This window comes from Cellulomonas fimi ATCC 484 (assembly GCF_000212695.1).
Lineage (GTDB): Bacteria > Actinomycetota > Actinomycetes > Actinomycetales > Cellulomonadaceae > Cellulomonas > Cellulomonas fimi.
In genome coordinates, this window is sequence record NC_015514.1 from 1,949,415 (window position 1) to 1,972,090 (window position 22,676).

The 22,676-nt window shown below is 75.8% G+C and carries 20 protein-coding genes; 10 read left to right on the plus strand and 10 right to left on the minus strand.

What is annotated here, in order from left to right; translation table 11 throughout:
- The first annotated feature begins 25 nt into the window (after positions 1 to 25).
- The 3 genes from CELF_RS08910 (at position 26) to CELF_RS08920 (ending at position 3,107) form a co-directional block, all read left to right on the plus strand.
- On the plus strand, positions 26 to 1,492 hold the full coding sequence (locus CELF_RS08910) for an APC family permease (RefSeq protein WP_013770922.1): 1,467 nt from the start codon (positions 26 to 28) through the stop codon (positions 1,490 to 1,492).
- Complete coding sequence (locus tag CELF_RS20410; protein WP_013770923.1) at positions 1,489 to 2,379, plus strand: universal stress protein; 891 nt, start codon at positions 1,489 to 1,491, stop codon at positions 2,377 to 2,379. The genes CELF_RS08910 and CELF_RS20410 overlap by 4 nt, the downstream gene beginning before the upstream one ends.
- Before the next feature lie 131 nt (positions 2,380 to 2,510).
- Positions 2,511 to 3,107: a type 2 periplasmic-binding domain-containing protein gene (locus CELF_RS08920; RefSeq protein ID WP_013770924.1), complete on the plus strand. Its 597-nt coding sequence runs from the start codon at positions 2,511 to 2,513 to the stop codon at positions 3,105 to 3,107.
- Positions 3,108 to 3,348: 241 nt separating this feature from the next.
- On the opposite strand, the gene CELF_RS08925 is transcribed toward CELF_RS08920, so the two are convergent.
- The 4 genes from CELF_RS08925 to CELF_RS08940 all read right to left on the minus strand — a co-directional run bounded on the left by CELF_RS08925 (position 3,349) and on the right by CELF_RS08940 (position 7,812).
- Positions 3,349 to 4,881, minus strand: coding sequence for an ATP-dependent DNA ligase (locus tag CELF_RS08925; protein ID WP_013770925.1), 1,533 nt, complete (start codon positions 4,879 to 4,881; stop codon positions 3,349 to 3,351).
- Between the two features lie 218 nt (positions 4,882 to 5,099).
- On the minus strand, positions 5,100 to 5,765 hold the full coding sequence (locus CELF_RS08930; RefSeq protein ID WP_041553401.1) for an alpha/beta fold hydrolase: 666 nt from the start codon (positions 5,763 to 5,765) through the stop codon (positions 5,100 to 5,102).
- A 114-nt stretch (positions 5,766 to 5,879) separates the two neighbouring features.
- On the minus strand, positions 5,880 to 6,920 hold the full coding sequence (locus CELF_RS08935) for a matrixin family metalloprotease (protein ID WP_013770926.1): 1,041 nt from the start codon (positions 6,918 to 6,920) through the stop codon (positions 5,880 to 5,882).
- A 121-nt stretch (positions 6,921 to 7,041) separates the two neighbouring features.
- On the minus strand, positions 7,042 to 7,812 hold the full coding sequence (locus CELF_RS08940) for a fructosamine kinase family protein (RefSeq protein ID WP_013770927.1): 771 nt from the start codon (positions 7,810 to 7,812) through the stop codon (positions 7,042 to 7,044).
- 189 nt (positions 7,813 to 8,001) lie between these two features.
- Between CELF_RS08940 and ald the strand changes: the two genes are divergently transcribed.
- From ald to CELF_RS08960, 4 genes are all read left to right on the plus strand, one after another.
- Positions 8,002 to 9,123: an alanine dehydrogenase gene (ald, locus tag CELF_RS08945; protein WP_013770928.1), complete on the plus strand. Its 1,122-nt coding sequence runs from the start codon at positions 8,002 to 8,004 to the stop codon at positions 9,121 to 9,123.
- A gap of 97 nt (positions 9,124 to 9,220) precedes the next feature.
- The gene (locus CELF_RS08950; protein WP_013770929.1) at positions 9,221 to 10,270 is read left to right on the plus strand and encodes an NAD-dependent epimerase/dehydratase family protein; all 1,050 of its coding nucleotides are present in this window, start codon (positions 9,221 to 9,223) and stop codon (positions 10,268 to 10,270) included.
- A 50-nt stretch (positions 10,271 to 10,320) separates the two neighbouring features.
- Positions 10,321 to 12,411, plus strand: coding sequence for a M3 family metallopeptidase (locus CELF_RS08955; RefSeq protein ID WP_013770930.1), 2,091 nt, complete (start codon positions 10,321 to 10,323; stop codon positions 12,409 to 12,411).
- Between the two features lie 54 nt (positions 12,412 to 12,465).
- Positions 12,466 to 13,827 (plus strand): M20/M25/M40 family metallo-hydrolase, encoded by a 1,362-nt coding sequence (locus CELF_RS08960; RefSeq protein ID WP_013770931.1) that lies wholly within the window; start codon positions 12,466 to 12,468, stop codon positions 13,825 to 13,827.
- Positions 13,828 to 13,864: 37 nt separating this feature from the next.
- On the opposite strand, the gene CELF_RS08965 is transcribed toward CELF_RS08960, so the two are convergent.
- Positions 13,865 to 14,116: a DUF5703 family protein gene (locus CELF_RS08965; RefSeq protein WP_013770932.1), complete on the minus strand. Its 252-nt coding sequence runs from the start codon at positions 14,114 to 14,116 to the stop codon at positions 13,865 to 13,867.
- Between the two features lie 100 nt (positions 14,117 to 14,216).
- Here CELF_RS08965 and CELF_RS08970 point away from each other — a divergent pair, with 100 nt between their 5' ends.
- The gene (locus CELF_RS08970) at positions 14,217 to 14,531 is read left to right on the plus strand and encodes a hypothetical protein (protein ID WP_013770933.1); all 315 of its coding nucleotides are present in this window, start codon (positions 14,217 to 14,219) and stop codon (positions 14,529 to 14,531) included.
- A gap of 49 nt (positions 14,532 to 14,580) precedes the next feature.
- Here the strand turns inward: CELF_RS08970 and CELF_RS08975 are convergent, their stop codons facing one another.
- Positions 14,581 to 15,543 (minus strand): aldo/keto reductase, encoded by a 963-nt coding sequence (locus tag CELF_RS08975; RefSeq protein WP_013770934.1) that lies wholly within the window; start codon positions 15,541 to 15,543, stop codon positions 14,581 to 14,583.
- A gap of 77 nt (positions 15,544 to 15,620) precedes the next feature.
- On the opposite strand from CELF_RS08975, the gene CELF_RS08980 reads away from it, so the two are divergent.
- Positions 15,621 to 16,508, plus strand: a complete 888-nt coding sequence (locus CELF_RS08980; RefSeq protein WP_013770935.1) for an undecaprenyl-diphosphate phosphatase — start codon at positions 15,621 to 15,623, stop codon at positions 16,506 to 16,508.
- A 28-nt stretch (positions 16,509 to 16,536) separates the two neighbouring features.
- Here the strand turns inward: CELF_RS08980 and CELF_RS08985 are convergent, their stop codons facing one another.
- A complete protein-coding gene (locus tag CELF_RS08985; protein WP_013770936.1) occupies positions 16,537 to 17,508 on the minus strand; it encodes a magnesium and cobalt transport protein CorA in 972 nt (323 codons plus the stop codon).
- A 56-nt stretch (positions 17,509 to 17,564) separates the two neighbouring features.
- Here CELF_RS08985 and mshC point away from each other — a divergent pair, with 56 nt between their 5' ends.
- A complete protein-coding gene (mshC, locus tag CELF_RS08990; protein WP_013770937.1) occupies positions 17,565 to 18,821 on the plus strand; it encodes a cysteine--1-D-myo-inosityl 2-amino-2-deoxy-alpha-D-glucopyranoside ligase in 1,257 nt (418 codons plus the stop codon).
- A gap of 58 nt (positions 18,822 to 18,879) precedes the next feature.
- On the opposite strand, the gene CELF_RS08995 is transcribed toward mshC, so the two are convergent.
- Genes CELF_RS08995 through chvE form a run of 3 tightly spaced genes read right to left on the minus strand, consistent with a single transcriptional unit; the run spans position 18,880 to position 22,523 of the window.
- On the minus strand, positions 18,880 to 19,737 hold the full coding sequence (locus CELF_RS08995) for a PAC2 family protein (RefSeq protein ID WP_013770938.1): 858 nt from the start codon (positions 19,735 to 19,737) through the stop codon (positions 18,880 to 18,882).
- A 60-nt stretch (positions 19,738 to 19,797) separates the two neighbouring features.
- A complete protein-coding gene (locus CELF_RS09000) occupies positions 19,798 to 21,417 on the minus strand; it encodes a methyl-accepting chemotaxis protein (RefSeq protein ID WP_013770939.1) in 1,620 nt (539 codons plus the stop codon).
- On the minus strand, positions 21,414 to 22,523 hold the full coding sequence (chvE, locus tag CELF_RS09005) for a multiple monosaccharide ABC transporter substrate-binding protein (protein WP_013770940.1): 1,110 nt from the start codon (positions 22,521 to 22,523) through the stop codon (positions 21,414 to 21,416). The genes CELF_RS09000 and chvE overlap by 4 nt, the downstream gene beginning before the upstream one ends.
- Positions 22,524 to 22,676 lie beyond the last annotated feature (153 nt).

The following is a 22,676-nucleotide window of genomic DNA, read 5'->3' on the forward strand; positions in this document are numbered from 1 at the left end:
CTCCGACCGGACCGGGAAGGTGCGCATGACCACGACCCAGCAGCACGCGCTGCGCGCACAGCTGTGGCGGCGCAAGCCCGTCACGCGCGCGACGCGCGAGTCGAGCGAGGGCCTGCAGCGCTCGCTCGGCACGTTCAGCCTCATGATGTTCGGCGTCGGTGCCACGGTCGGCACCGGCGTCTTCTTCGTCATGCACCAGGCCGTGCCGGACGCGGGGCCCGCGGTGCTCGTGTCCTTCCTGCTCGCGGGCATCGCCGCGGGACTGTCGGCGCTGTCGTACGCGGAGATGGCGTCCGCGGTGCCCGTCTCCGGGTCCACCTACTCCTACGCGTACGCGACCCTCGGCGAGGTCGTCGCCGTCGGCGTCGCCGCGTGCCTCCTGCTCGAGTACGGCGTCTCGACCGCCGCGGTCTCCGTCGGGTGGAGCGGCTACCTCAACCAGCTCCTCGACAACGTGCTCGGCGTCACCGTGCCGCACGTGCTGTCCGCCGGCCCGTTCGACGCCGACCCCGGCGTGATCAACCTCCCCGCGGTCGTGCTGGTCGCGATGTGCGCGGTGCTGCTGATCCGGGGCGCGAGCGAGTCCGCGCGCGCGAACGCCGTCATGGTCGTCGTCAAGCTCGCCGTCCTCGGCCTGTTCGTCGCCGTCGCGTTCACGGCCTTCGACGCGGACCGGTTCGCCGACTTCGCGCCCTACGGCGCCGCGGGGGTCACCGCCGCCGCGGGCACGATCTTCTTCACCTTCATCGGCCTGGACGCCGTGTCCACGGCCGGCGACGAGGTCCGCGACCCGCAGCGCTCGATGCCGCGCGCGATCCTCGGCGCCCTCGCGATCGTCACGACGATCTACCTGCTGGTGGCCGTCGCCGCGCTCGGCGCGCAGCCCTGGGAGCGGTTCGCCGACGCCGAGCAGGCCGAGGCCGGGCTGGCCCGTCTCCTGCAGGAGGTGCTCCAGCAGTCCTGGCCCGGCACGGTCCTGTCCGCCGGCGCGGTCGTCTCGATCTTCTCCGTGACGCTCGTGACCCTCTACGGCCAGACGCGCATCCTGTTCGCGATCGGGCGCGACGGGCTCCTGCCGCGTGCGTTCGCCCGCGTCGACCCGCGCACCCGCACGCCCGTCACCAACACCGTCATCGTGTCGTGCGTCGTCGGCCTGCTCGCGGGGTTCGTCCCGCTCGACGACCTGTGGGACCTCGTCTCGATCGGCACGCTCGTCGCCTTCATCGTCGTGTCCGTCGGCGTCATCGTCCTGCGCCGCTCGCGTCCCGACCTGCCGCGCGGCTTCCGCGTCCCGGGCTACCCCGTCACGCCCGTACTCGCGATCGCGGCCTGCCTCTACATCCTCGCCGGCCTGCCGTGGAAGACGTACGCGTGGTTCCTGCTCTGGCTGGCCGTCGCCCTCACGTTCTACCTCGTGTGGGGACGCCACCACTCGCTGCTCAACCGCGCCGTGAAGGCCGGCCTGCCCGTGGAAGGGGTGCACGACCGGTGACCATCGTCGTCGGCGCACAGCCGTTCGGAGACCCGCGCGCCGCGCTCGAGCTCGGCGCCAACCTCGCCCGGACCCTGCCCGAGCGCTCGGGCGTGTTCGTCCTCGTCGTCGCGACCGTCGTCCCGCCCGACGGCGGCCGTCACGGCAGCGACGCCGCGCTCGCGCACGCGCAGGACGTCGCCCGCGCCTGGGCCACGGAGCGAGCCGTCGGGATGCAGGTCGAGTTCGTCACCGTGCGCGCCCGGTCGGTGCCGCGCGCGCTCGCGGACGTCGCCGAGCGGCAGGACGCCACCGCGCTCGTCCTCGGCTCCTCGACCGCCGGCGCGCACGGCCACGTCGTCGTGGGCTCGACCGCGGACGTCCTGCTGCACACCTCGCGCGTGCCCGTCGCCGTCGCGCCGCGCGGCTACCAGGCCGTGTCCGTCGCGGGCGCCGGGCCGCTCGACGTCCCCGTGCACCGGCTCACCGTCGCGTTCGGCGGCACCCCGTCGGGCCGCGAGCCCGTGCGCTGGGCGCAGGCGCTCACGCGCGAGATCGACGTGCGGCTGCGCGTCGCGTCCTTCGGGGTGCGCGCCATGCCCATGTACCCGCCGGAGGTCGGCCTCGACATCGAGGCCGAGGTGTCCGAGCAGTGGCGCGAGCAGGTGTCCGCCGCGCAGCGCGACCTCGACCTGGGCCCCGACGTCGAGCTCGTGACGTCCGTCGGCACGAGCTGGGCCGACGCCATGGACCGCATCCCGTGGGAGCCCGGCGAGGTGCTCATCGCCGGGTCCTCGAGCGTCGGCGGGCTGCGCGCGGTGTTCCTGGGGTCCCGCGCCGCCAAGATCGTCCGGCACTCCCCGGTCCCGGTCCTCGTCGTCCCGCGGGGGAGCGACCCCCTGCCCTGACCCGGCGCCCTGACCCTGCGGCCCTGACCCTGCGGCCCGACCCTGCGCCCGGACGCGGCACCGCCCTGGCGCGCGCGTACAGTGCGGCGTGCCGGGCGCCGCTGCCCGGCCCCGTCCTCCCGGGGGCACCCATGGGTCGTGCGCGCAGGGCGACGGTCGTGCTCGCGCGCGCGGCCGTCTGCGCCGCCGCGGGCTGCGGCGGGTCCCCGTCCCCGGAGCCGCAGGAGTCGCCAGGGGGAGTCGTCGACGTGCTGGGCCTGTGGAGCGGCCCCGAGCTCGACGCCTTCCTCACCGTCGAGGGCCGGTGGGAGGACGCCACCGGGCACAGGCTGGACTGGCACGGGGCGCAGGACGTCGCGCGGGACCTCGCCAGACGTCTCGACGCGGGCGACCCGCCGGACGTCGCCGTGCTGCCGAACCCGGGCCTCCTGCACGACCTCGCCGACGACGGTGCCCTGCTGCCGCTCGAGCCCGTCGTCGGTGCGGACCGGCTCGCGCGCGACTACCCGGCGACGGGCGTGCCGCCCGAGACCTATCCCGACGTCGTGTCCCGACGGCTCGCGGACACCCTGGTGAGCGCGCCGACCGTGCGGTTCGGGGCGGGCGACGCGATGCCGTCCGTGGTGCAGCGCGCGTGGTGGCAGGCGATGCTCGCGTACGCCGAGGACCCGCGGACCCTCGACGCACGCCTCGCGCTGCTCACGACCACGGCAGCCGCCGCGCGCTGAGCGGACCCGGCAGGAACGGGCCGAGGCCCGGCAGTGCGGGGGGGAGCGCCGGTCCGACGCGAGGAGCCCGACCCGCACCGGCCTCCCGCCGTCGTCGCACACCACGGCGTCCCGGCCACCGGGGGCGTACTCCGCCGGGGAACCCACCGAGGCGGCCCCGGACACCGAGCCCGTCCGCGCACGGGCGCGCGGGACGAGAGGAGGCTGACGGTGAGGTCATCCCACCGGGGCGAGACGCGCCCTACGGCGCGTGGAGCGCGCGGACGGCGTCGATCGTGTCGGCCTGCGCGGCGGACTTGTCGTCGCGGTAGCGGACGACTCGCGCGAACCGCAGCGCGACACCGCCCGGGTAGCGCGTCGAGCGCTGGACGCCGTCGAACGCGATCTCGACGACCTGCTCCGGCCGGACGGTGACGGTCCAGCCGTCGTCGGAGACCTCCAGCTCGCGGAAGCGTTCCGTCTGCTGGGCCAGCATCTCGTCGGTCATGCCCTTGAACGTCTTGCCGAGCATGACGAACCCGCCGTGCCCGTCGCGCGCGCCGAGGTGGATGTTCGACAGCCACCCGCTGCGGCGGCCCGACCCGCGCTCGACGGCGAGCACGACGAGGTCCAGGGTGTGGCGCGGCTTGACCTTGACCCACGCGGCACCCCGGCGGCCCGCCTCGTAGGGGGCGTCCGCGGCCTTGACGACGACACCCTCCTGCCCGGCGGCGACGACGCGGGCGAACCAGTCCTGCGCGGCGTCCGGGTCGGCGGTGACGAGGCGGGTCACGGCGGCCGGTCCCACGGTGGCGTCGAGGACGGCGAGACGCTCGGTGAGCGGGGAGTCGAGCAGGTCGCGGCCATCGACGTGCAGGCAGTCGAAGAAGAACGGCGTGAGGCGCACCGCGGCGGCGACGTCGGCGTCCTTCGTCGCGCTGCGCGCGGCGGTGTCCTGGAACGGCACGGGCCGGCCGGTGTCGTCGACGACGAGGGCCTCGCCGTCGAGGACCAGGGTGCTCGCGGGCACCGCGCGGACCGCCTCGACGATCTCGGGCACGCGGGCCGTGATGTCGTCGAGGCTGCGCGTGTAGACGCGGACGTCGTCGGCGGTGCGGTGCACCTGGATCCGGATCCCGTCGAGCTTGGTGTCGACGACGACGGGACCGCCGCCGAGCCCTGCCACCGCGGTCGCGACGTCGGGTGCGGACTGCGCCAGCATGGGCCGGACCGGCCGGCCGACGGTGAGCGTGAACGCGGCCAGCGCCTCGAGGGCCGCCTGCGGGTCGGCGGCCCCGAGCGCGGCGACGGCGACGGGCTCCGTCGCGCCGGCGAGCATCGCGGCGCGCCGGACGGCGTCGGGCGGCACCCCGGCGGCCTCGGCGAGTGCGTCGAGCAGGAGCGCGTCGAGCGCGCCCTGCCGCAGCTCGCCGGACACGAGGCCCCGCAGCAGCGCCTGCTCCGGTCCCGTCGCGGCGGCGAACAGCTCGGCGGCGAGCCGGGACCGCTCGGTCGCGGAACCGGGCCCCTCGAGCTGCGCCATGTGCGCGAAGGCCGCGTCGACGGCCGCCACGGTGAGCGACGGCCCGGCCGCGGGGCCGGGCAGGGACGCGAGCGAGCGCCAGCCGAGGCCCGTGCGCCGCTGCCGCAGCTCGCCCGCGAGGTAGCGCGCGACGACGGGCACGTCCTCGGGCTCGGCGCGGCGCAGGACGTCGACGAGCAGCGCACGCTTGGCGAGGCGCGAGCGGGTCGCGGCCACGGCCGCGGAGGTGGCGGCGACGTCGGCGAGCAGCATGCGCCGCATCCTGCCGCGCGGCGCCGACACCGGCACGCGGACGGCGACACCGGTTGCGGACGCCGACACCGGCACGCGGACGCTGGCGCCGGCATGCGCACGCTGGCGCCGGCATGCGGACGCCGGCCCGCGCGCGCCGCCCCACTCGTCAGCCCGTCGGCGCGCTGCGCGTGGCACGCCTCGAGCGCGTCCGGCGCACGCCAGGCGCGCGTCCGGCGTCAGAGCGCCGGCAGCAGGGCGCGCGTCGAGGGCAGGCGCAGCTCGTGCAGGGCGTCGAGCAGGACGCGGTTGAACGCGACGGGGGCGTGCGAGTTGACGTCGTGGCCCGCGCGCCGGACGACGTGCAGGCGCGTGCCCGGGCGGGCGGTGAGGTAGCGGCGCTCGTCGAGGCGCAGGATGTCGCGGCGGCCGTTGACGACCCACACGGGCAGCCGCAGGCGGCGCAGGTCGGTCAGCGGCGAGTACCCGGCCATCGCGGTGAGCATGTCGGTGACCACGTGCCACGTGCCGCCGCCGATCCGCAGCGCGCGGGTCAGTGCGCCGGACGCGTCGCGGTACGCGCGCAGCGGCTTGCCCTTGATCTCCGTCGAGCAGCCCGCGAGCACGACGCCCGCGAGCTTGTGCTCGTGGCGGCCCGCGTACGCGAGGCTCGCGTACCCGCCGAGCGACAGCCCGACGAGCAGCGGCGGCACGGCGAACGTCGCGACGGCGTCGTCGATCGCGCGGATCGCGCCGTCGAGCGTGAACCGCTCGTGCGCGCGCGCACCGTGGCCGGGCAGGTCGAGCGCGATCGTCGGGTGGCCGGACCGGGTCAGCGCGTCCAGCTGGTGACGCCAGATCGCGGACGACGTGCGCGTGCCGTGGACGAAGACGATGGGACGGATGGGGGGCTCCTCGTGCGGTGGGCTCCCCGGAGGGTAGCCCGCGTTCCTGGGAGCGAACCTGGGAGCGGCCGGTGCCGCGAGGGCCCCGCGGGCGCCGTCGGGGGTGGGCTGGGGTCAGACGTCGGGCGCGCAGGCGCCGCGGCCGAGCGCGGCCAGGCCGGCCCGGTCGCCGGCCGAGAACGCCGTGACCGCGAGGTTCGTGCTCGGGTACATCAGCTGGGCCGGGTCGTCGACGTGCCCGAGGCCGACGACGTGGGCGAGCTCGTGCGTCACGACGCCGATCGCGACGGCCGTCCCGTTGGGGCTCTCGAGCAGCGGGGCGAGCTCCGCTGTGTCCAACGTCACCTCTCCGGTGACGTACACGGCCCGCCCGTCGACGGTCACGGACGCCGACCCGCCGGTCCCGGCGACGTCCCCGGCGAGCCCCGGGGTCTCCACCTCGTCCGACCACGTGAACAGCACGGGCGCCCACCGGCGGCCGTAGCGGTCGGGCTGGTACGCCTTGCGGTCCGGGTCGGGGCCCTCGTCGGTCGCGCCGTCGGCGACGAACTGCAGGCCTGTCGCCGCGGAGACCCGCTCGACGGCGGTGCGGACCAGCAGGTCGGCCTGCGGGGGAGCGCCGTCGGGACGCACGACGTAGTGGATCGGCCGGCACGGGCTGTACGTCACCGGGCCGGCCCCGTCGGGCTGCAGGGCGCTGAACGTGTGCGGGCCCTCGTCGAGCGCCGACTCCGGCGGCGGGGCGCCCAGCGGTGCTGCGGCCTCTTCGAGCCCGCGCGGCGGGGCGAGACGCGCGGACTCCTCGCCGACCCACCAGGCGGCACCGCTGACCAGACCTGCCGTGACCACCGCGGCGACCGCGGCGACGGCCGCCAGAGGACGCCGCCGCCGCGTCGGCAGCAGCACCACGGGACCCGGTGCGCCGACCGGCCGGGGCGCCCACGTCGACCCCAGCACCTCGGGCGCCCCCGCGGTCGGCCAGGGCAGCACCTCGGGGCCGCCCACGGGAGGCGGTTCGCCCTGCGGCGACCACGAGCCGAACGCGGCCGCCCCACCGGCACGCGGAGCCGACGGTGCCACGGGGTCGGGCGCGCCGACCGCGGGCCCGGCCTCGCGCCACCGCGTCCCGGCGCGCGCGACGTCCGGTCCGCTCACGTGCCGTCCTCCCGATCGCGGCGCGCCGTCGTCGGCGCGGCCGGTCCGCCGAGGATCGCACACCCGTCCCCGCCCACGCCCGCCACGCGGCGCACGGTCACCCGGAGCGCGCAACGCACGCTCACCGCCCCCACCGCCGCGCGAGCTCGGCCAGCCGGTCGACGTACGCGCCGCCGAACAGCAGCGCGTGCACCGCGACGGGGTAGACCTGGTGCAGGCCCGCGCGGCGGCCGACGCCGGGTCGCAGCGGGTGCACCTCGCCGTACGCGGCGAGGACGTCGTCGAGGAACGGCAGCCCGAACAGGGCCAGCATCGCGAGGTCGGTCTCCCGGTGGCCGCCGTGCGCGGCGGGGTCGACGAGCGTCGCACCGGCGGCGGTCCACACGACGTTCCCGGACCACAGGTCGCCGTGCAGCCGCGCGGGGACGTCGTCGTCGTCGAACACCCCCGACGCCAGACGCGCCGCGAGCCGGTCGAGCGCGGCCGCCACGCCGCCGTCCACGACGCCGCCGTCCACGAGCAGGCGGGTCACGGGTGCGACCCGGCACGTCGCGTGGAACTCGCCCCACGCCCCGAACGCCCCCGCGGGCATCGGCAGGGGCTGGTCCAGCGGCCCGAAGAAGCCGTCGCGGCCCCAGCCCGGCGGCGGCGCCCCGAACGCGTCGGCACCCGCGTCGTGCGTCACCGCCAGGCGCCGGCCGAACGTGCGTGCCACCTCGCGCGACGCGGCGACGGGCTCGAGCCGCACGAGCGTCAGGGCCGAGTCGTGCACGTCCAGCACGTCCACGACCGGCACCCCGCCCGCGTCGCGGAGCCACGCGAGCCCCGCCGCCTCGCACGCGAAGAACCCCGCCGGTGCCCCCGCGCGTGCCTTGCGGAACACCGTCACCACGCGCCCACCACCACACGGCCACCCTGGCCCACGCGCGGCGACTGCGCGCGGGACGCGCCGCCGCAGCCCCCGACGCGCCGCTGCGCCGTCCCCGGACGAGACTGGCCCCAGCCGCCCCCACCCCGGACGGCACGACAGGCCTGCCGTCCCCACCTCACGGGCGGCACCCGACGGAAGGACGGCACCACGATGCGCGTCGGCGTCCCACGCGAGCTCAAGAACCGCGAGTACCGCGTCTCCCTCACCCCCGCGGGTGCGCACCAGCTCGTGCGCGCCGGCCACGACGTGCTCGTCGAGGAGGGCGCCGGGACCGGCTCGGCGATCCCCGACGACGAGTACCGCGCCGCGGGAGCGACGCTCGTCGCCGACGCGGACACCGTCTGGGGCGAGGCGGACCTCGTCTGCAAGGTCAAGGAGCCCGTGCCGGCCGAGCACCACCGGCTGCGCGACGGTCTCGTGCTGTTCACCTACCTGCACCTCGCCGCGGACCGCGCCACGACCGACGCGCTGCTCGCCGCCGGAACCACCGCGATCGCCTACGAGACCGTCCAGCTCCCCGACGGGAGCCTGCCCCTGCTCGCCCCCATGTCGGAGGTCGCGGGGCGGCTCGCGACCCAGGTCGGTGCGTACCACCTCATGCGCAACGAGGGCGGGCGCGGCCTGCTGCTGGGCGGCGTCCCGGGCGTCGACGCCGCGAAGGTCGTCGTGCTGGGTGCGGGCGTCGTCGGGCGGCACGCCGCGGAGATCGCGGTCGGCATGCGCGCCGACGTGACCGTCCTCGACGTCGCCATGCCGCGCCTGCGCGAGGTCGACGCCGCCTTCGGGGGCCGGGTGCGCACGCTCGCGTCCTCCACGTGGACGCTCGAGCGCGAGCTCCTCGACGCCGACCTCGTCGTCGGCGCCGTCCTCGTGCCCGGCGCGCGCGCGCCGCGCCTCGTCTCGAACGACCTCGTGTCCCGCATGCACGCGGGGGCGGTGCTCGTGGACGTGGCCGTCGACCAGGGCGGCTGCTTCGAGGACACCCGGCCGACGACGCACGACGACCCGACCTACCGGGTGCACGACACGCTGTTCTACTGCGTCGCGAACATGCCCGGTGCGGTCCCCGTGACGTCGACGCGCGCGCTCACGAACGTCACGCTGCCGTACGTGTCGGCGCTCGCGGACCGGGGCTGGCGCGACGCGGTCGCCACGGACCCGGCCCTCGCGCTCGGCCTGACGACGCACGCCGGGGCGCTGGTCAACGCGGCCGTGGCGCAGGCGCACGGCTACCGCGCGGAGCCCCTCGAGGCGGTCACGGGCCGCCGCTGACGCGCCCGCGCCCTGCGCCGGCTCGCGCCACGGCGGCGCCCGCGACGCCCCGGCTCGACCCCTGACACGCCCACCCGGGGCGCCGTACGGTCGGACGATGCGGACGGCACTCGTGATCGGCGGTACAGGGCAGGTCGGCCGGGCGGTCGTGCCGGCGCTCGTGGGGGACGGCTGGGCGGTGCGCGTGCTGTCCCGGGGGTCGCGCGCGGACGCAGCGACCGTGGAGGCGTGGGGGGCGCACGGCGTCGTGGGGGACCGGCGCGACCCGGAGGTGGTGCGGCGGGCGCTGCACGGCGGCGTCGACGTCGTCGTGGACGTCGTCGGGTACGACGACCGGGACGCGGTGCCGCTGCTCGCGCACCGGGGCCAGGTCGGCTCGGCCGTCGTCGTGTCGAGCGCCGCGGTGTACGTGGACGACGCGGGCGACGGCCTCGAGACCGACCGGTTCGGCACGTTCCCGGTCCCGCTGGACGAGAGCCGTCCGACGGTCGACGCGGGCCGCGACACGTACGCGACGGGCAAGGTCGCGCTCGAGCGCGCGTGGCTGCACTCGCCCGTCCCGACGACCGCGCTGCGCGCGGCCGCGATCCACGGCCCCGGGTGCGTGCAGCCGCGGGAGTGGACGTTCGTGCGGCGCGTGCTCGACGGACGCGACGTGCGCGTGCTCGCCCACGACGGCGAGAGCCGGTTCCAGACGGTCGCCACGGCCGTCCTCGCCGAGCTCGTCCGGCTCGCCGCCGCGCGCCCGGGGGACCGCGTGCTCAACGCCGCGGACCCGGACGCGCCGACGGTCGCCGAGATCGCCCGGGTCGTGGACGCGACCCTCGGCGCGCAGAGCCGCACCGTCACGTTCCCCGGGCCGCCGCGCGGCAACCTCGGCCTGACGCCGTGGTCGGTCCCGCACCCGCTCGTGCTCGACATGACGAGGGCCGCGTCCGAGCTGGGCTACGTCGCGCCCGGCAGCTACGCCGTCACGGCACCCGCGGCGGTCCACTGGCTCGTCGACGAGGCGTCCCGCCGGGACTGGCGCGACGCGTTCCCCGGCTTCGTCCGCATGGAGGCCATGGGCGACTTCTTCGACTACGCCGCCGAGGACGCGTTCCTCGCCGCGGGCGCCGGCGCACGCGCCGACGACCCGCGCGCGTGACGCCGCCGCGCCTCGCGCGACGCCGCGGGCCGTCGGGGATGATGACCGGCATGACTCACGAGCCCCTCGACGCGGACAACCCGTTCGCGTCACCCTCGACGCTGCCCTACGGCCTGCCCGACTACACCCGCATCCGTGAGGAGCACTACCGGCCCGCGCTGCTCGCGGGCATGGCGGAGCACCGCGCGCAGGTCGAGGCGATCGCGGCCGACCCCGCGGAGCCGACGGTCGAAAACACGCTGGAGGCGCTCGAGCGCGCCGGTCGGCTGCTGCACCGCGCGGCGGTCGCGTTCTACAACCAGGCGAGCAGCGACTCGACGCCGGGCCTCGACGCGATCGAGGAGGAGGTCGCCCCGCTGCTCGCGGCGCACCGCGACGCGATCTACCTCGACGCCCGCCTGTTCGCGCGCGTGCAGACGCTCGTCGACCAGGCCGCGGCCGGCGCGCTCGACCTGCCCGACGACACCGCGTGGCTGCTGCACCGCACCCACACCGCGTTCGTCCGCGCGGGCGTCCGCCTCGACGAGACCGCGCAGGCCCGCCTGCGCGAGATCAACGCCGAGATCAGCGCGCTCGACTCGACCTTCGGGCGCAACCTGCTCGCCGCGACGAACGCCGCGGCGGTCCTGCTCACCGACGAGGCGGAGCTCGACGGCCTGCCCGACGACGCGCGCGCAGCCGCCGCGCTCGCCGCGGCCGAGCGGGGCCACGAGGGCGCGTGGCTCGTCGAGCTGCAGCTCCCGACGCAGCAGCCGTCCCTCGCGCTGCTGCGCGACCGGTCGGTCCGTGAGCGCGTCTACCGCGCGTCGGTGACGCGCGGCGCGACGGGCGGTGAGCACGACACGCGTGCCGCGCTGCTCGGGCTCGCGCGGCTGCGGGCGGAGCGCGCGCAGCTCCTCGGCTACGCGCACCACGCCGACTACGTCGCCCAGGACGCGACGGCGGGCTCGGCCGACGCGGTCGCCGACCTGCTGGGCCGCCTCGCACCCGTCGCGGTCGCGAACGCGCGCGAGGAGGCCACGGCGCTCGCGGAGGCGCTCGAGCGCGACCACCCGGGCGCGACGCTCGAGCCCTGGGACTGGGCCTACTACGCCGAGCAGGTCCGCCAGGAGCGCCGCTCGCTCGACGACGCACGGCTGCGCCCCTACCTCGACCTGGAGCGCGTGCTGGGCGACGGGGTGTTCCGCGCGGCGAACCGGCTCTACGGGCTGACGTTCGCCGAGCGGCGCGACCTGACCGGCTACCACCCCGACGTGCGGGTGTTCGAGGTGTTCGACGCCGACGGCTCAGGCCTCGGGCTGTTCCTCGCCGACTACTGGACGCGCCCGTCCAAGCGCGGCGGTGCGTGGATGAACAACCTCGTCGACCAGTCGACGCTGCTGGCCGAGCCGCCCGTCGTCGTCAACAACCTCAACGTCCCGAAGCCGCCCGCGGGCGAGCCGACGCTGCTCGCGTGGGACGAGGTCATCACGCTGTTCCACGAGTTCGGGCACGCGCTGCACGGCCTGCTGTCGGACGTCCGGTTCCCGTCGCAGTCGGGCACGGAGGTGCCGCGCGACTTCGTCGAGTACCCGTCGCAGGTCAACGAGATGTGGGCGTGGGAGCCGCAGGTCCTGTCGGCGTTCGCGGTGCACCACGAGACCGGTGAGCCGATGCCGGCCGAGTGGGTGCAGACGCTGCTCGACGCCCGGCAGGACGGCGAGGGCTTCGCGACGACCGAGTACCTCGCCGCCGCGCTGCTCGACCAGGCCTGGTACCGGCTCGCCCCGGACGAGGTCCCGACGGACGTCGCGGACGTCGAGCCGTTCGAGGTGGCCGCGCTCGCCGCGGCGGGCGTCGACTTCCCGCCGGTGCCGCCGCGGTACCGCACGACGTACTTCAACCACGTCTTCGCCTCCGGCTACAGCGCGGGCTACTACTCCTACATCTGGTCGGAGGTGCTCGACGCCGACACCGTCGAGTGGTTCCGCGAGAACGGCGGCCTGCTCCGCACGAACGGCGACGCGTTCCGGGCCCGGCTGCTCGGGCGCGGCGGCTCGATCGACCCGCTGCAGGCGTTCCGCGACCTGCGCGGCCGCGACCCGCAGATCACCCCGCTGCTCGCGAGGCGTGGCCTGCTGGCGGCCGTGCCCGAGGCGTGAGCAGCCGTCGCGGCACCCGCTGACGGGCGGGCGGGGCCGGGTACGGTGGACGGCATGCCCGACACCCCCGGTCCCGCCCGCACGCCCTCGACCACCGGGACGGCCGGCGTCCCGGACGCGCAGGACGAGGTGCTGCAGATCTGCCGCGACCTCATCCGGTTCGACACGTCGAACTACGGCGACGGGTCCGGGCCGGGGGAGCGCGCCGCGGCCGAGCACGTCATGGACCTGCTGACCGAGGTCGGGCTCGACCCCGAGCTCTTCGAGAGCGCGCCCGGGCGCGCCAACGTGGTGGTCCGGCTCGAGGGCGAGGACTCCACGCGGCCCGCGCTCGTGCTGCACGGCCACCTCGACGTCGTCCCCGCGCGCGCCCAGGACTGGACGGTCGACCCGTTCGAGGCCGTCGTCGCCGACGACCTGGTGTGGGGCCGCGGCGCGGTCGACATGAAGGACATGGACGCGATGATCCTCGCGGTCGTGCGGCAGATGGTCCGCGAGGGCCGCCGCCCCGCGCGGGACGTCGTGGTCGCGATGTTCGCCGACGAGGAGGCGGGCGGCACCTACGGCGCCCGCTGGGCCGTCGACCACCGCCCCGAGCTGTTCGCGGGCGCCACCGAGGCGATCAGCGAGGTCGGCGGCTTCTCCGTCGACGTCGACGGCCGCCGCGCCTACCTGCTGCAGACCGCCGAGAAGGGCCTGTCCTGGCTGCGCCTGGTCGCCGACGGCCGCGCCGGGCACGGCAGCCAGGTCAACCACGACAACGCCGTCACGCACCTCGCGGAGGCCGTCGCCCGGATCGGCCGCCACCCGTGGCCGCTGCAGCCCACCCCCACCGTGCGCGCGCTCCTCGAGGGCGTCGCCGACCTCACCGGGCTGCCGTTCGACCCGCAGGACCCCGACGCCGTCGACCGCCTCGTCGCCGCCCTGGGGCCCGCGTCCCGGTTCGTCGGCGCGACCCTGCGGCACACGACCAACCCCACGCAGCTCGAGGCCGGCTACAAGGCCAACGTCATCCCCGGTCGCGCCGAGGCCACGATCGACGGCCGCTTCCTGCCCGGGTTCGAGGACGAGTTCGTCGCGACCGTGGCGGCGCTCGCGGGCGAGCACGTGCAGGTCGAGCGCATCCACCACGACATCGCGCTGGAGACGCCCTTCGAGGGCTCGCTCGTCGACGCCATGGTCGACGCGCTCGTCGCCGAGGACCCGGGCGCGACGGTCCTGCCGTACACGCTGTCGGGCGGCACCGACAACAAGTCGCTCGCGCGCCTGGGCATCACGGGCTACGGGTTCGCGCCCCTGCGCCTGCCGTCGGACCTCGACTTCTCGGGCATGTTCCACGGCGTCGACGAGCGCGTCCCGGTCGACGCGCTGCGGTTCGGCACGCGCGTGCTGGACCGTCTGCTGCGCACCTGCTGACCGCGCACCCCCGGGTGCCGGGCCGGCCCCGCGACGGTCAGCCGGCGTCGACCTCGGCGAGCGTGCTGCGCACCCGGATGATCTTGCGTCGCAGCCACACCCGCCGCTCGCCACCGACGTACAGCACGCTGCGGGCCAGCTCCCAGCGCCCGTACTCGGCCTGCTCGGTGAGCATCTGGCGTGCGTCGTTGCGGCTGGTCGTCCGCGGCAGCGTCAGCACCCGGTACTCGTACTGGCCACCCTGGGCCACCCACGTGTCGCGCTTCGCCCCGGTCCGTCCCGCTGCCATCGCCACCTCGTCCCGTCCGTCGCCATCGCCGCTCGGCCGACCTGGTCCCGATCGACCCCGCGCGGTGCCATTGTGCCCCGCGCGGCGCTACGGTCGTCGCATGACCGTCGACCCGCGTGCCGCTCTGGACCGCCTCATCGCCGCCCTGGAGGCGCACTACAACGCCGTCGTCGCCCGCAAGGACGAGGACGACCCGGCGGTCGACGACGCGTACGACGTCCTCGCGGACGCCTTCGAGGTGTACGACGACGCGCTCGGCACCGTGCACGGCGAGGCCACGCCGTTCTACCTCGCGGAGGAGGACGACGAGGACGACGAGGACGACGACGAGTGGTCCGGCGACGAGGACGACGCGTACGACCCCGACGACGCGGACGACCTGGCCGACGAGCCGACGGGCCTCGGCACCCGCTGACGGGGGGCTGCTGCCGGCACGCCCGGACCGGCGGGGCCCGGGCGACGCGTCAGAACCGTTCGGGGTAGCCGATCTCGGGTGCGCTGACCTCGTCGAGCGCGCGTCGCAGCTCGTCCGGCAGCACGAGGTCGTGCGCCCCGAGCGAGCCGCGCAGCTGCGCGGCCGTGCGGGCTCCGACGATCGACGAGCTCACCCCCGGTCGTCCGGCGAGCCAGGCGAGCGCGACCTCGAGCGGTGTGCGCTCCAGGCCCGACGCGGCCGTCGCGACGGCCTCCACGACGGCCGCGGCGTCGCGCGACAGGTACGGCTCGACGAACCCCGCGAGGTGCGGCGACGCCGCCCGGGAGTCGGCGGGGATGGTCCGGCGGTACTTGCCGGTCAGGACGCCACGCCCGAGCGGCGACCACGCGAGCACGCCGAGGCCGAGCGCGGCGGCGGCGGGCACGACCTCGCGCTCGACGCCCCGCTGCAGCAGCGAGTACTCGACCTCGACGGCCGCGAGCCCCGGGTCGCGCTCGAGGAGCGTCGCGACGCGCGCCACCTGCCACCCGGCGTGGTTCGAGAGCCCGACGTAGCGGGCGCGCCCGCTGCTCACCGCGAGGCGCAAGGCGGTCGCCGTCTCGTCGAGGGGCGTGCGCGGGTCGGGGGTCTGGACGAGCCACAGGTCCACGTGGTCGGTGCGAAGGCGGCTGAGGGACGCGTCGAGCGAGTCGAGCAGGCCGCCGCGCGAGGCGTCGACGACGCCGCCCGCCGACGTGCGCCGCACGCCCGCCTTGGTGCACAGCACGACCTCGTCGCGGCGCACGACGTCGCCCAGGAGCGTGCCGATGAGCTGCTCGGCGCCGCCGTCGGCGTACGAGGCTGACGTGTCGACGAGTGTGCCGCCCGCGTCGACGAAGTCCCGCAGCTGCTCGGACGCCTCGTGCTCGTCGGTGTCGCGGCTCCACGTCATCGTGCCGAGACCGAGCCGGGAGACCCGCAGGCCGGTGCGCCCGAGGTGGAGCTGTTCCATGGTGCGCCACCCTAACGGCGTGCGCGTGTCCGCCGGTGGACGTCCCGCGGCTATCGTTGCGCCTCGTGGCTGACGGTATGGGTGCAGGTGAGGCGATCTTCCTCGGGCTGGTGCAGGGACTCACGGAGTTCCTGCCCGTGTCCTCGAGCGCGCACCTGCGCATCGTCGGCGAGCTCCTGGGCAGCGGCGACCCGGGCGCGGCCTTCACCGCGATCACGCAGCTCGGCACCGAGTCGGCCGTGCTGCTCTACTTCCGGCGCGACATCGCGCGCATCTGCCGCGCCTGGTGGTCCGCGGTGCGCGGCGACCGCGGGACCGACCTGCGGGCCCGCATGGGCATGCCGGCGGGGGAGCGGGCCGACCACGACGCGCTCATGGCGTGGTTCATCGCGCTCGGCTCGGTCCCGATCGTCCTGCTGGGCCTGCTGTTCCAGGACGCGATCGAGCGGCCGTTCCGCAACCTGTGGCTCATCGTCCTGACCCTTGCGGGGTTCGCGCTCGTGCTCGGCTGGGCCGACCGGCGCGCGGTGCAGCAGCGCACGCTCGACGACCTCACCCCGCGCGACGCGCTCAAGTTCGGCCTGTGGCAGTCGCTCGCGCTCGTCCCGGGCGTGTCGCGCTCGGGCGGCACCATCACGGGCGGCCTGCTCATGGGGTACACCCGCGAGGCGGCCGCGCGGTACTCGTTCCTGCTCGCGATCCCCGCGGTGTTCGGCTCGGGCCTGTTCCAGCTCGCGAAGAGCGTCGGCGACTTCGGCGAGGCCGGGACGCCGTCGTTCGGCGCGACGCTGCTCGCGACGCTCGTCGCGTTCGTCGTCGGCTACCTCGTGATCATCGTGTTCCTCAAGATCGTCTCGACGTTCAGCTACAAGCCCTTCGTGGTCTACCGGCTCGGCCTCGCGGCGCTGGTCGCGCTGCTGCTGGTCACGAACGTGCTCGAGCCGCTGCCGGCCGTCACGCCCTGACCCGTGCGGTGAGCGGGCGGGCGCCCGGTCAGAGCCAGCCGGAGCGCCGGAACAGCCGGTACAGCACGACGCACACGGCCGTCATGCCGAGCAGCGCGGCGGGGTAGCCGTAGTGCCACGTGAGCTCGGGCATGTGCTCGAAGTTCATGCCGTACACGCCCGCGACGAGCGTCGGCACGGCCGCGATCGCCGCCCACGCCGAGATCTTGCGCATGTCCTCGTTCTGCCGCACCGACACGCGCGACAGGTGCGCCGAGAGCATGTCGCCGAGCAGGTCGTCGTGCGCGTCGAGGTGCTGGTCCACGCGGTCCACGGAGGCCTGGACCCGGCGCAGCCACCGCTGCGTGCGCTCGCCGCCGGGCTCGTCGCCCGCGTCGGCCACGAGCTCGGGCAGCACCGACGTGACGGGGCCGAGCGCCCGACGGGCCTCCGCGATCTCGCGCTTGAGGTCGTAGATGCGCTGGACGGGGTCGCCCGACGTCGTCGAGAAGACCTCGGCCTCGGTCGCGGCGACGGCGTCCCCGAGCTCGATCTCGACGTCCGCCGCCGACGCGACGAGCGCGAGCAGCGCGAGGGCGAGCACCTGGCGCACGCCCTCGTCGGGCACGGGCGGACCCGCGGCGAGCCGCTCCGCGGTCCGGCCCAGGACGTCGGCGCCGCCCGACTCGGCGGTCAGCACCACGTCGTGCCCGACGAGCAGCGACAGCGCGCCGGTCGAGACCTGCCGGCTAGCGGGGTCGTACGACAGGGTCGGCGTGGTCACGACGAGCGTGCCGTCGGGCGTCCGGTCGATCCGCGCCCGAACGGGGTGGTCGGGCGTCGGCGGGTGGGCGCCCGCACCCCGCAGCCGCAGCACTGCGCACGCGTCCTCGCCGACCCCGTGCCGGCGGGCCGCACCGGGCAGGTCGACGGCGTCGCGCACGACGACCCACGTCGCCCCGCCGCCGATCGTGCGTGTGGTCTCGTCCGTCCCGGTCACCGCGTCGGCGCGCTCGTCCACGGCTGCATCGTGGCACTGTGCCCGGCCGGGTGCGCAGCGACGGCTAGGCTTCCGCCGTGCTCACCTGGCCGGCCCCGCAGATCCCTCGGCTCCCTGGACAGGGCGGCCCGGTGTCCGTCCGCGACACCTCGACCGGGCAGCTCGTCGTCGCCGCCCCCGGCCCCACGGCCACGCTGTACGTGTGCGGCATCACCCCGTACGACGCGACCCACCTCGGCCACGCCGCGACGTACGTCGCGTTCGACGTGCTCGGGCGCGCGTGGCGCGACGCGGGGCAGCAGGTGCGCTACGCGTCGAACGTCACGGACGTCGACGACCCGCTGCTCGAGCGTGCGACGGCGACGGGCGTCGAGTGGCAGGACCTCGCCGCCGAGCAGGTCGCCCTCTACGCGGAGGACATGACGGCGCTGGGCGTCGTCCCGCCCGACGCGTGGACGGGAGTCGTGGAGTCGGTGCCCGCGGTCGTCGACGCGGTGGCGGCGCTCGTGGCGGCCGGCGCCGCGTACACGGTCGACACCCCGGACGCCCTCGGCGACGGCCCCGGCGACGTGTACGCCGACCTGTCGGCCGACGGTGCGTTCGGCACCGTGGCGGGTCTCGACCCCGCCACGATGCTCGCGCTGTCCGCGGAGCGCGGCGGCGACCCCGGCCGCCCCGGGAAGCGGTCCCCGCTCGACCCGCTGCTGTGGCGGCGCGAGCGCGCCGGCGAGCCCGCGTGGGACGGCGGGACGCTGGGCCGCGGCCGGCCCGGCTGGCACATCGAGTGCGCGGTCATCGCCCGCGACTCGCTCGGCCTGCCGTTCGACGTCGAGGGCGGCGGCTCCGACCTGCAGTTCCCGCACCACGAGATGAGCACGTCGCACGCACGGCTGCTCGACGCGGGCCACGGCGCGCGCGTGCACGTGCACGCCGGGATGGTCGGGCTCGACGGCGAGAAGATGAGCAAGTCGCGCGGCAACCTCGTGCTCGTCTCGCGGCTGCGCGAGGACGGCGTGGACCCGATGGCGATCCGTCTGGCGATCCTCGCGCACCGCTACAGCGAGGACTGGGACTGGACCGACGCGGGCCTCAAGGAGGCCGTCGAGCGCCTGGGCGGCTGGCGGCGCGCGCTGTCGGGCAACGGCGGTCCGGACGCGACCGCGACGATCGCCGCGCTGCGGGCCGCCGTCGCCGACGACCTGGACACGCCGCGCGCGCTCGACGTCGTGGACGACTGGGCGCTGGCCGCCCTGCGCGGCGACGCCGAGCCCGTCGAGGGCGCTCCCGGCCTCGTCGCGCGCGCCGTCGACGCGCTGCTGGGCGTCCGCCTCTGACCCTCCGGGCCCGCCCGGCGGCGGCTGCCCCCGACGGCGGCACGCGTGCCGCGGTGCGTCAGCCGCCGGTGCCCTTGTCGCGCCGGCGCAGGTAGCGCTCGAACTCGCGCGCGATGGCCTCGCCGCTCGCCTCGGGGAGGTCGGCGGTGTCCTTCGCCTCCTCGAGCTGGCGGACGTACTCGCCGATCTCGTTGTCCTCGCCCGCGAGCTCGTCGACGCCGAGCTGCCATGCGGCCGCGTCGTCGGGCAGGTCACCCAGCGGCACGGGCTCCCCGAGCAGCTGCTCGACGCGGTGCAGGATCGCGAGCGTCGCCTTGGGCGACGGCGGGTGCGCGACGTAGTGGGGGACCGCCGCCCACAGCGACAGCGACCGCAGCCCGCGCGCCGCGGCCTCGTGCTGCAGCACCCCGACGATGCCCGTCGGCCCCTCGTACGTGTTCGGCTCCAGGCCGGCGGCCTCGCGCAGCGCCGCGTCCTCGCTCGTCGCGTTCACCGGGATCGGCCGCGTGTGCGGCACGTCCGCGAGCAGCGCCCCGACCGTGACGACCGTGCGCACACCCATGCCGGCCGCGATGTCGAGCAGCTCGGCGCAGTACCGCCGCCACCGCATCGACGGCTCGATGCCGTGCACGAGCACGATCCGGCGGCCCGCGCGCGACGTCTCCGCGACCGCGACCGCGGTGGTCGGCCACGTGATGCCGCGCCGACCGTCGGGTCCCGTGCCGACGGTCGGGCGGTTCACCTGGAAGTCGTGGTACTCCTCCGGGTCGAGCTCGTCGACCTGCTCCGCGCCCCACGCCTCGTGCAGGTGCTGCAGGGCCTGCGTGGCGGCCGAGCCGGCGTCGTTCCACCCCTCGAAGGCGGCGAGCATGACCGGCTCGTCGTCCGGCAGGTCCGCGGGTCCGCGCTCTGTCATCTGCCCAGCGTAGGCCGGTCGTGCACGCCGGACCGCCGACGGCGCGCGGCGCCGCCCGCGTCAGAACGTGAAGGCCGCCACCTGCTCGCGCAGGTCGGACGACGACGTCGCCAGGCCGTCGACCTGGTCGCGCAGGTGGGAGAGCGCCTCCGCCGACGTCTGCGACGCGGTCGCCACGCCCGTGATGTTCGCGGCGATCTCCGCCGATCCCGTCGCGGCCTCGGTGACGGCGCGGCTCATCTCGTTGGTCGTCGAGGTCTGCTCCTCGACGGCCGACGCGATGGTGAGCTGGTAGTCGTTCATCCGCTCGATCACGCGCGCGATCTCCTCGATCGCGGCGACCGCCGTCGTGGTGTCCTGCTGGATCGCCTCGACGCGGCGCGCGATGTCCTCGGTCGCCTTCGCGGTCTCGCCCGCGAGGTCCTTGACCTCGCTCGCGACGACGGCGAACCCCTTGCCGGCGTCACCGGCGCGCGCCGCCTCGATCGTCGCGTTGAGGGCCAGCAGGTTGGTCTGCTCGGCGATCGTGGTGATGACCTTGACCACCGCCCCGATCTCCTGCGAGCTCGTGCCCAGCCGGGCGACGGAGTCGTTGGTCGTGCGCGCGACGTCCATCGCGGCCGAGCCGACCTTCGCCGCCTCGGCGGCGTTCTGCGCGATCTCGCGGATCGACGCGCCCATCTGCTCGGCGCCCGCGGCGGCGTCCTGGACGTTGCGGGAGACCTGCTCGGCCGCGGCCGCGACGACGCCCGCCTGCGCGCTGGTCTCCTCGGAGCCCGCGGCGACCTGCTCGCCCGCGGCCGACATCTCCTGGCTCGCGGTCGCGATGGTCGCGGTCGTGCCGACGACGCCCGAGAGGATCTCGCGCAGGGAGTCCTGTGCGACGCCCGCCGAGCGGGCCATCCGGCCGAGCTCGTCGTGCTCCGGGACCTCGGCCCGCACGGTGAGGTCGCCGGACGCCATGGCGTCGAGGCTCGCGCTCACGGTGCGCAGGCCGCGTGTGATCCGGCGCGTGACGACGACGGCGAGCGTCGTCGCGACCGCGCCGGCGACGAGGAACCCGACGACGAGGCCCAGCACGACGACGCGGATCTCCGCGGACGCCTGCTCCTGGATCTCCTCGACCTGCGAGGTGATCTGGCCGTCGGCGAGCTGCAGCGCGCGCCCGGCGTTGTCGGGGTCGCCCGCGGCCGACGCGGCCAGCGCCGCCTCGAGGCCCTCGAGGTCGCCCGCCTCGACGAGCGGCAGGAGCGTGCCGTCGCGGTACGCGAGCCACGCGTCCCAGCGGTCGTTGAAGTCGGCCCACTGCTGCACGTCCGACTCCGGGAACGCGTCGACGGCGCCGATGAGCTCGGCCGCGCGGCGGTCGTTCCACGCCGACGACGTGAGCAGCTGCGTGCGCAGGGAGTCGTCGGACGCGGCGGTCGCGCGGCGCACGAGCAGGTGGCTCGTCTGCTGGACCGTGCGCAGCTCCGCCATGGAGCCCTGCAGGTCGCCCGTCAGGACCCGGACCCGCTCGAGGTTGTCGCCCGCGCGGACGAGCGCCAGGGCCCCGATGCCGCCGACGACGGCGAACACGACGGCCATCACGACCAGGGAGGCGCCGACCTTGAGCGCGACGGGCCGGTCCCAGAACCACGCCGCGCGCGTGCGCCGCTCGGTGCGCTTCGACGCGCTCATGCCAGGTCCTCCTGCGTGTAGTAGCCGCTGTCGATGAGCACGCCGACGTAGTTGTCCTTCGTGACGAGCTGGGGCTGCAGCAGGTAGGACGGCACGACCATGACCCCGTTGTCGTACGAGGTGACGTCGTTCGTCTCCGGCTCCTGGCCCGACAGCAGCGCGTCGACCATCTGCACCGCGACCTCGGCGAGCTGGCGCGTGTCCTTGTAGACCGTCGAGAACTGCTCGCCCGCGACGACCGCCTTCACGGCGGCGACGTCGGCGTCCTGGCCGGTCACGACGGGCCAGGGCTGCTCGGCGGTGCCGTAGCCGTGGTCGCGCAGGACGTCGAGCAGCGGGACGGAGATGATGTCGGCGGGCGCGAGGATCCCGTCGAGGCGCGTCGACGCGTAGTGCGTGTCGAGCAGCGGGCCCAGGCGCGACGCGGCCGTGTCGCCGTTCCAGGCGGGCGTCGCGATGGTCGCGAAGTCGGTCTCGCCGGACGTCACGACGAGGACGCCCGAGTCGATCCACGGCTGCAGGACGCCCATCGCGCCCTCGTAGAACACGGTCGCGTTGTTGTCGTCGGGCGATCCGGCGAACAGCTCGACCGCGAACGGACCCTGGGCGCCCGTGGGGGCGCCGGCAGCGTCGAGGACGCCGAGGCCCTGCAGGAGCGACGTGCCCTGCTGGATGCCGACGCGCTCGTTGTCGAACGTCGCGTAGTACGCGATGTCGCCCGAGTCGCGGATGAGGCGGTCGTAGGCGATCACCGGGATGTCCTGCGCCGCCGCGCGCGCCAGCACGTCCTTGAGCGCCGTGCCGTCGATCGAGCCGACGACGAGCGCCTCGGCGCCCGCGTCGATCATCGCCTCGATCTGCGCGATCTGCGTGGGGACGTCGTCGTCCGCGAACTGCAGGTCGACGTCGTGGCCGAGCGCCTCGAGCTGCGCCGTGACGTTCTCGCCGTCCGCGATCCAGCGCTGCGACGTCGTCGTCGGCATCGCCACGCCGACGAGCTGCGAGCCGTCGTCCGCGGGCTCGGCACCGGGCGTGGCGCACGCCGCGAGCGCGAGCACCGCGGCCACCACCCCCGATCCGACGATCGGTCCGGTCCGGCGCCTCATGCTGCCTCCTGCATCCGTCCTGCGGACCCGTCCGCGGATCCGCCCTAGACCATCGGCGGATCCAGGCGGACGTGAGCGGACGCGGGTGTGGCGCAGGTCACGTCACGCGGTGCGTCCGGTGCGCTGTGGCTCCGCACGCCCGCCGGCGACGAC

Coding starts and splice junctions, on each gene's coding strand:
- CELF_RS08980 (WP_013770935.1), top strand. CDS start 15,621: ATGGGTGCAGGTGAGGCGATCTTCCTCGGGCTGGTGCAGGGACTCACG.
- CELF_RS08965 (WP_013770932.1), bottom strand. CDS start 14,116: ATGGCAGCGGGACGGACCGGGGCGAAGCGCGACACGTGGGTGGCCCAG.
- CELF_RS08925 (WP_013770925.1), bottom strand. CDS start 4,881: ATGCTGCTCGCCGACGTCGCCGCCACCTCCGCGGCCGTGGCCGCGACC.
- CELF_RS08910 (WP_013770922.1), top strand. CDS start 26: ATGACCACGACCCAGCAGCACGCGCTGCGCGCACAGCTGTGGCGGCGC.
- CELF_RS08950 (WP_013770929.1), top strand. CDS start 9,221: ATGCGGACGGCACTCGTGATCGGCGGTACAGGGCAGGTCGGCCGGGCG.
- ald (WP_013770928.1), top strand. CDS start 8,002: ATGCGCGTCGGCGTCCCACGCGAGCTCAAGAACCGCGAGTACCGCGTC.
- CELF_RS08975 (WP_013770934.1), bottom strand. CDS start 15,543: ATGGAACAGCTCCACCTCGGGCGCACCGGCCTGCGGGTCTCCCGGCTC.
- CELF_RS08970 (WP_013770933.1), top strand. CDS start 14,217: ATGACCGTCGACCCGCGTGCCGCTCTGGACCGCCTCATCGCCGCCCTG.
- CELF_RS09000 (WP_013770939.1), bottom strand. CDS start 21,417: ATGAGCGCGTCGAAGCGCACCGAGCGGCGCACGCGCGCGGCGTGGTTC.
- CELF_RS08995 (WP_013770938.1), bottom strand. CDS start 19,737: ATGACAGAGCGCGGACCCGCGGACCTGCCGGACGACGAGCCGGTCATG.
- CELF_RS08960 (WP_013770931.1), top strand. CDS start 12,466: ATGCCCGACACCCCCGGTCCCGCCCGCACGCCCTCGACCACCGGGACG.
- CELF_RS08955 (WP_013770930.1), top strand. CDS start 10,321: ATGACTCACGAGCCCCTCGACGCGGACAACCCGTTCGCGTCACCCTCG.
- chvE (WP_013770940.1), bottom strand. CDS start 22,523: ATGAGGCGCCGGACCGGACCGATCGTCGGATCGGGGGTGGTGGCCGCG.
- CELF_RS08920 (WP_013770924.1), top strand. CDS start 2,511: ATGGGTCGTGCGCGCAGGGCGACGGTCGTGCTCGCGCGCGCGGCCGTC.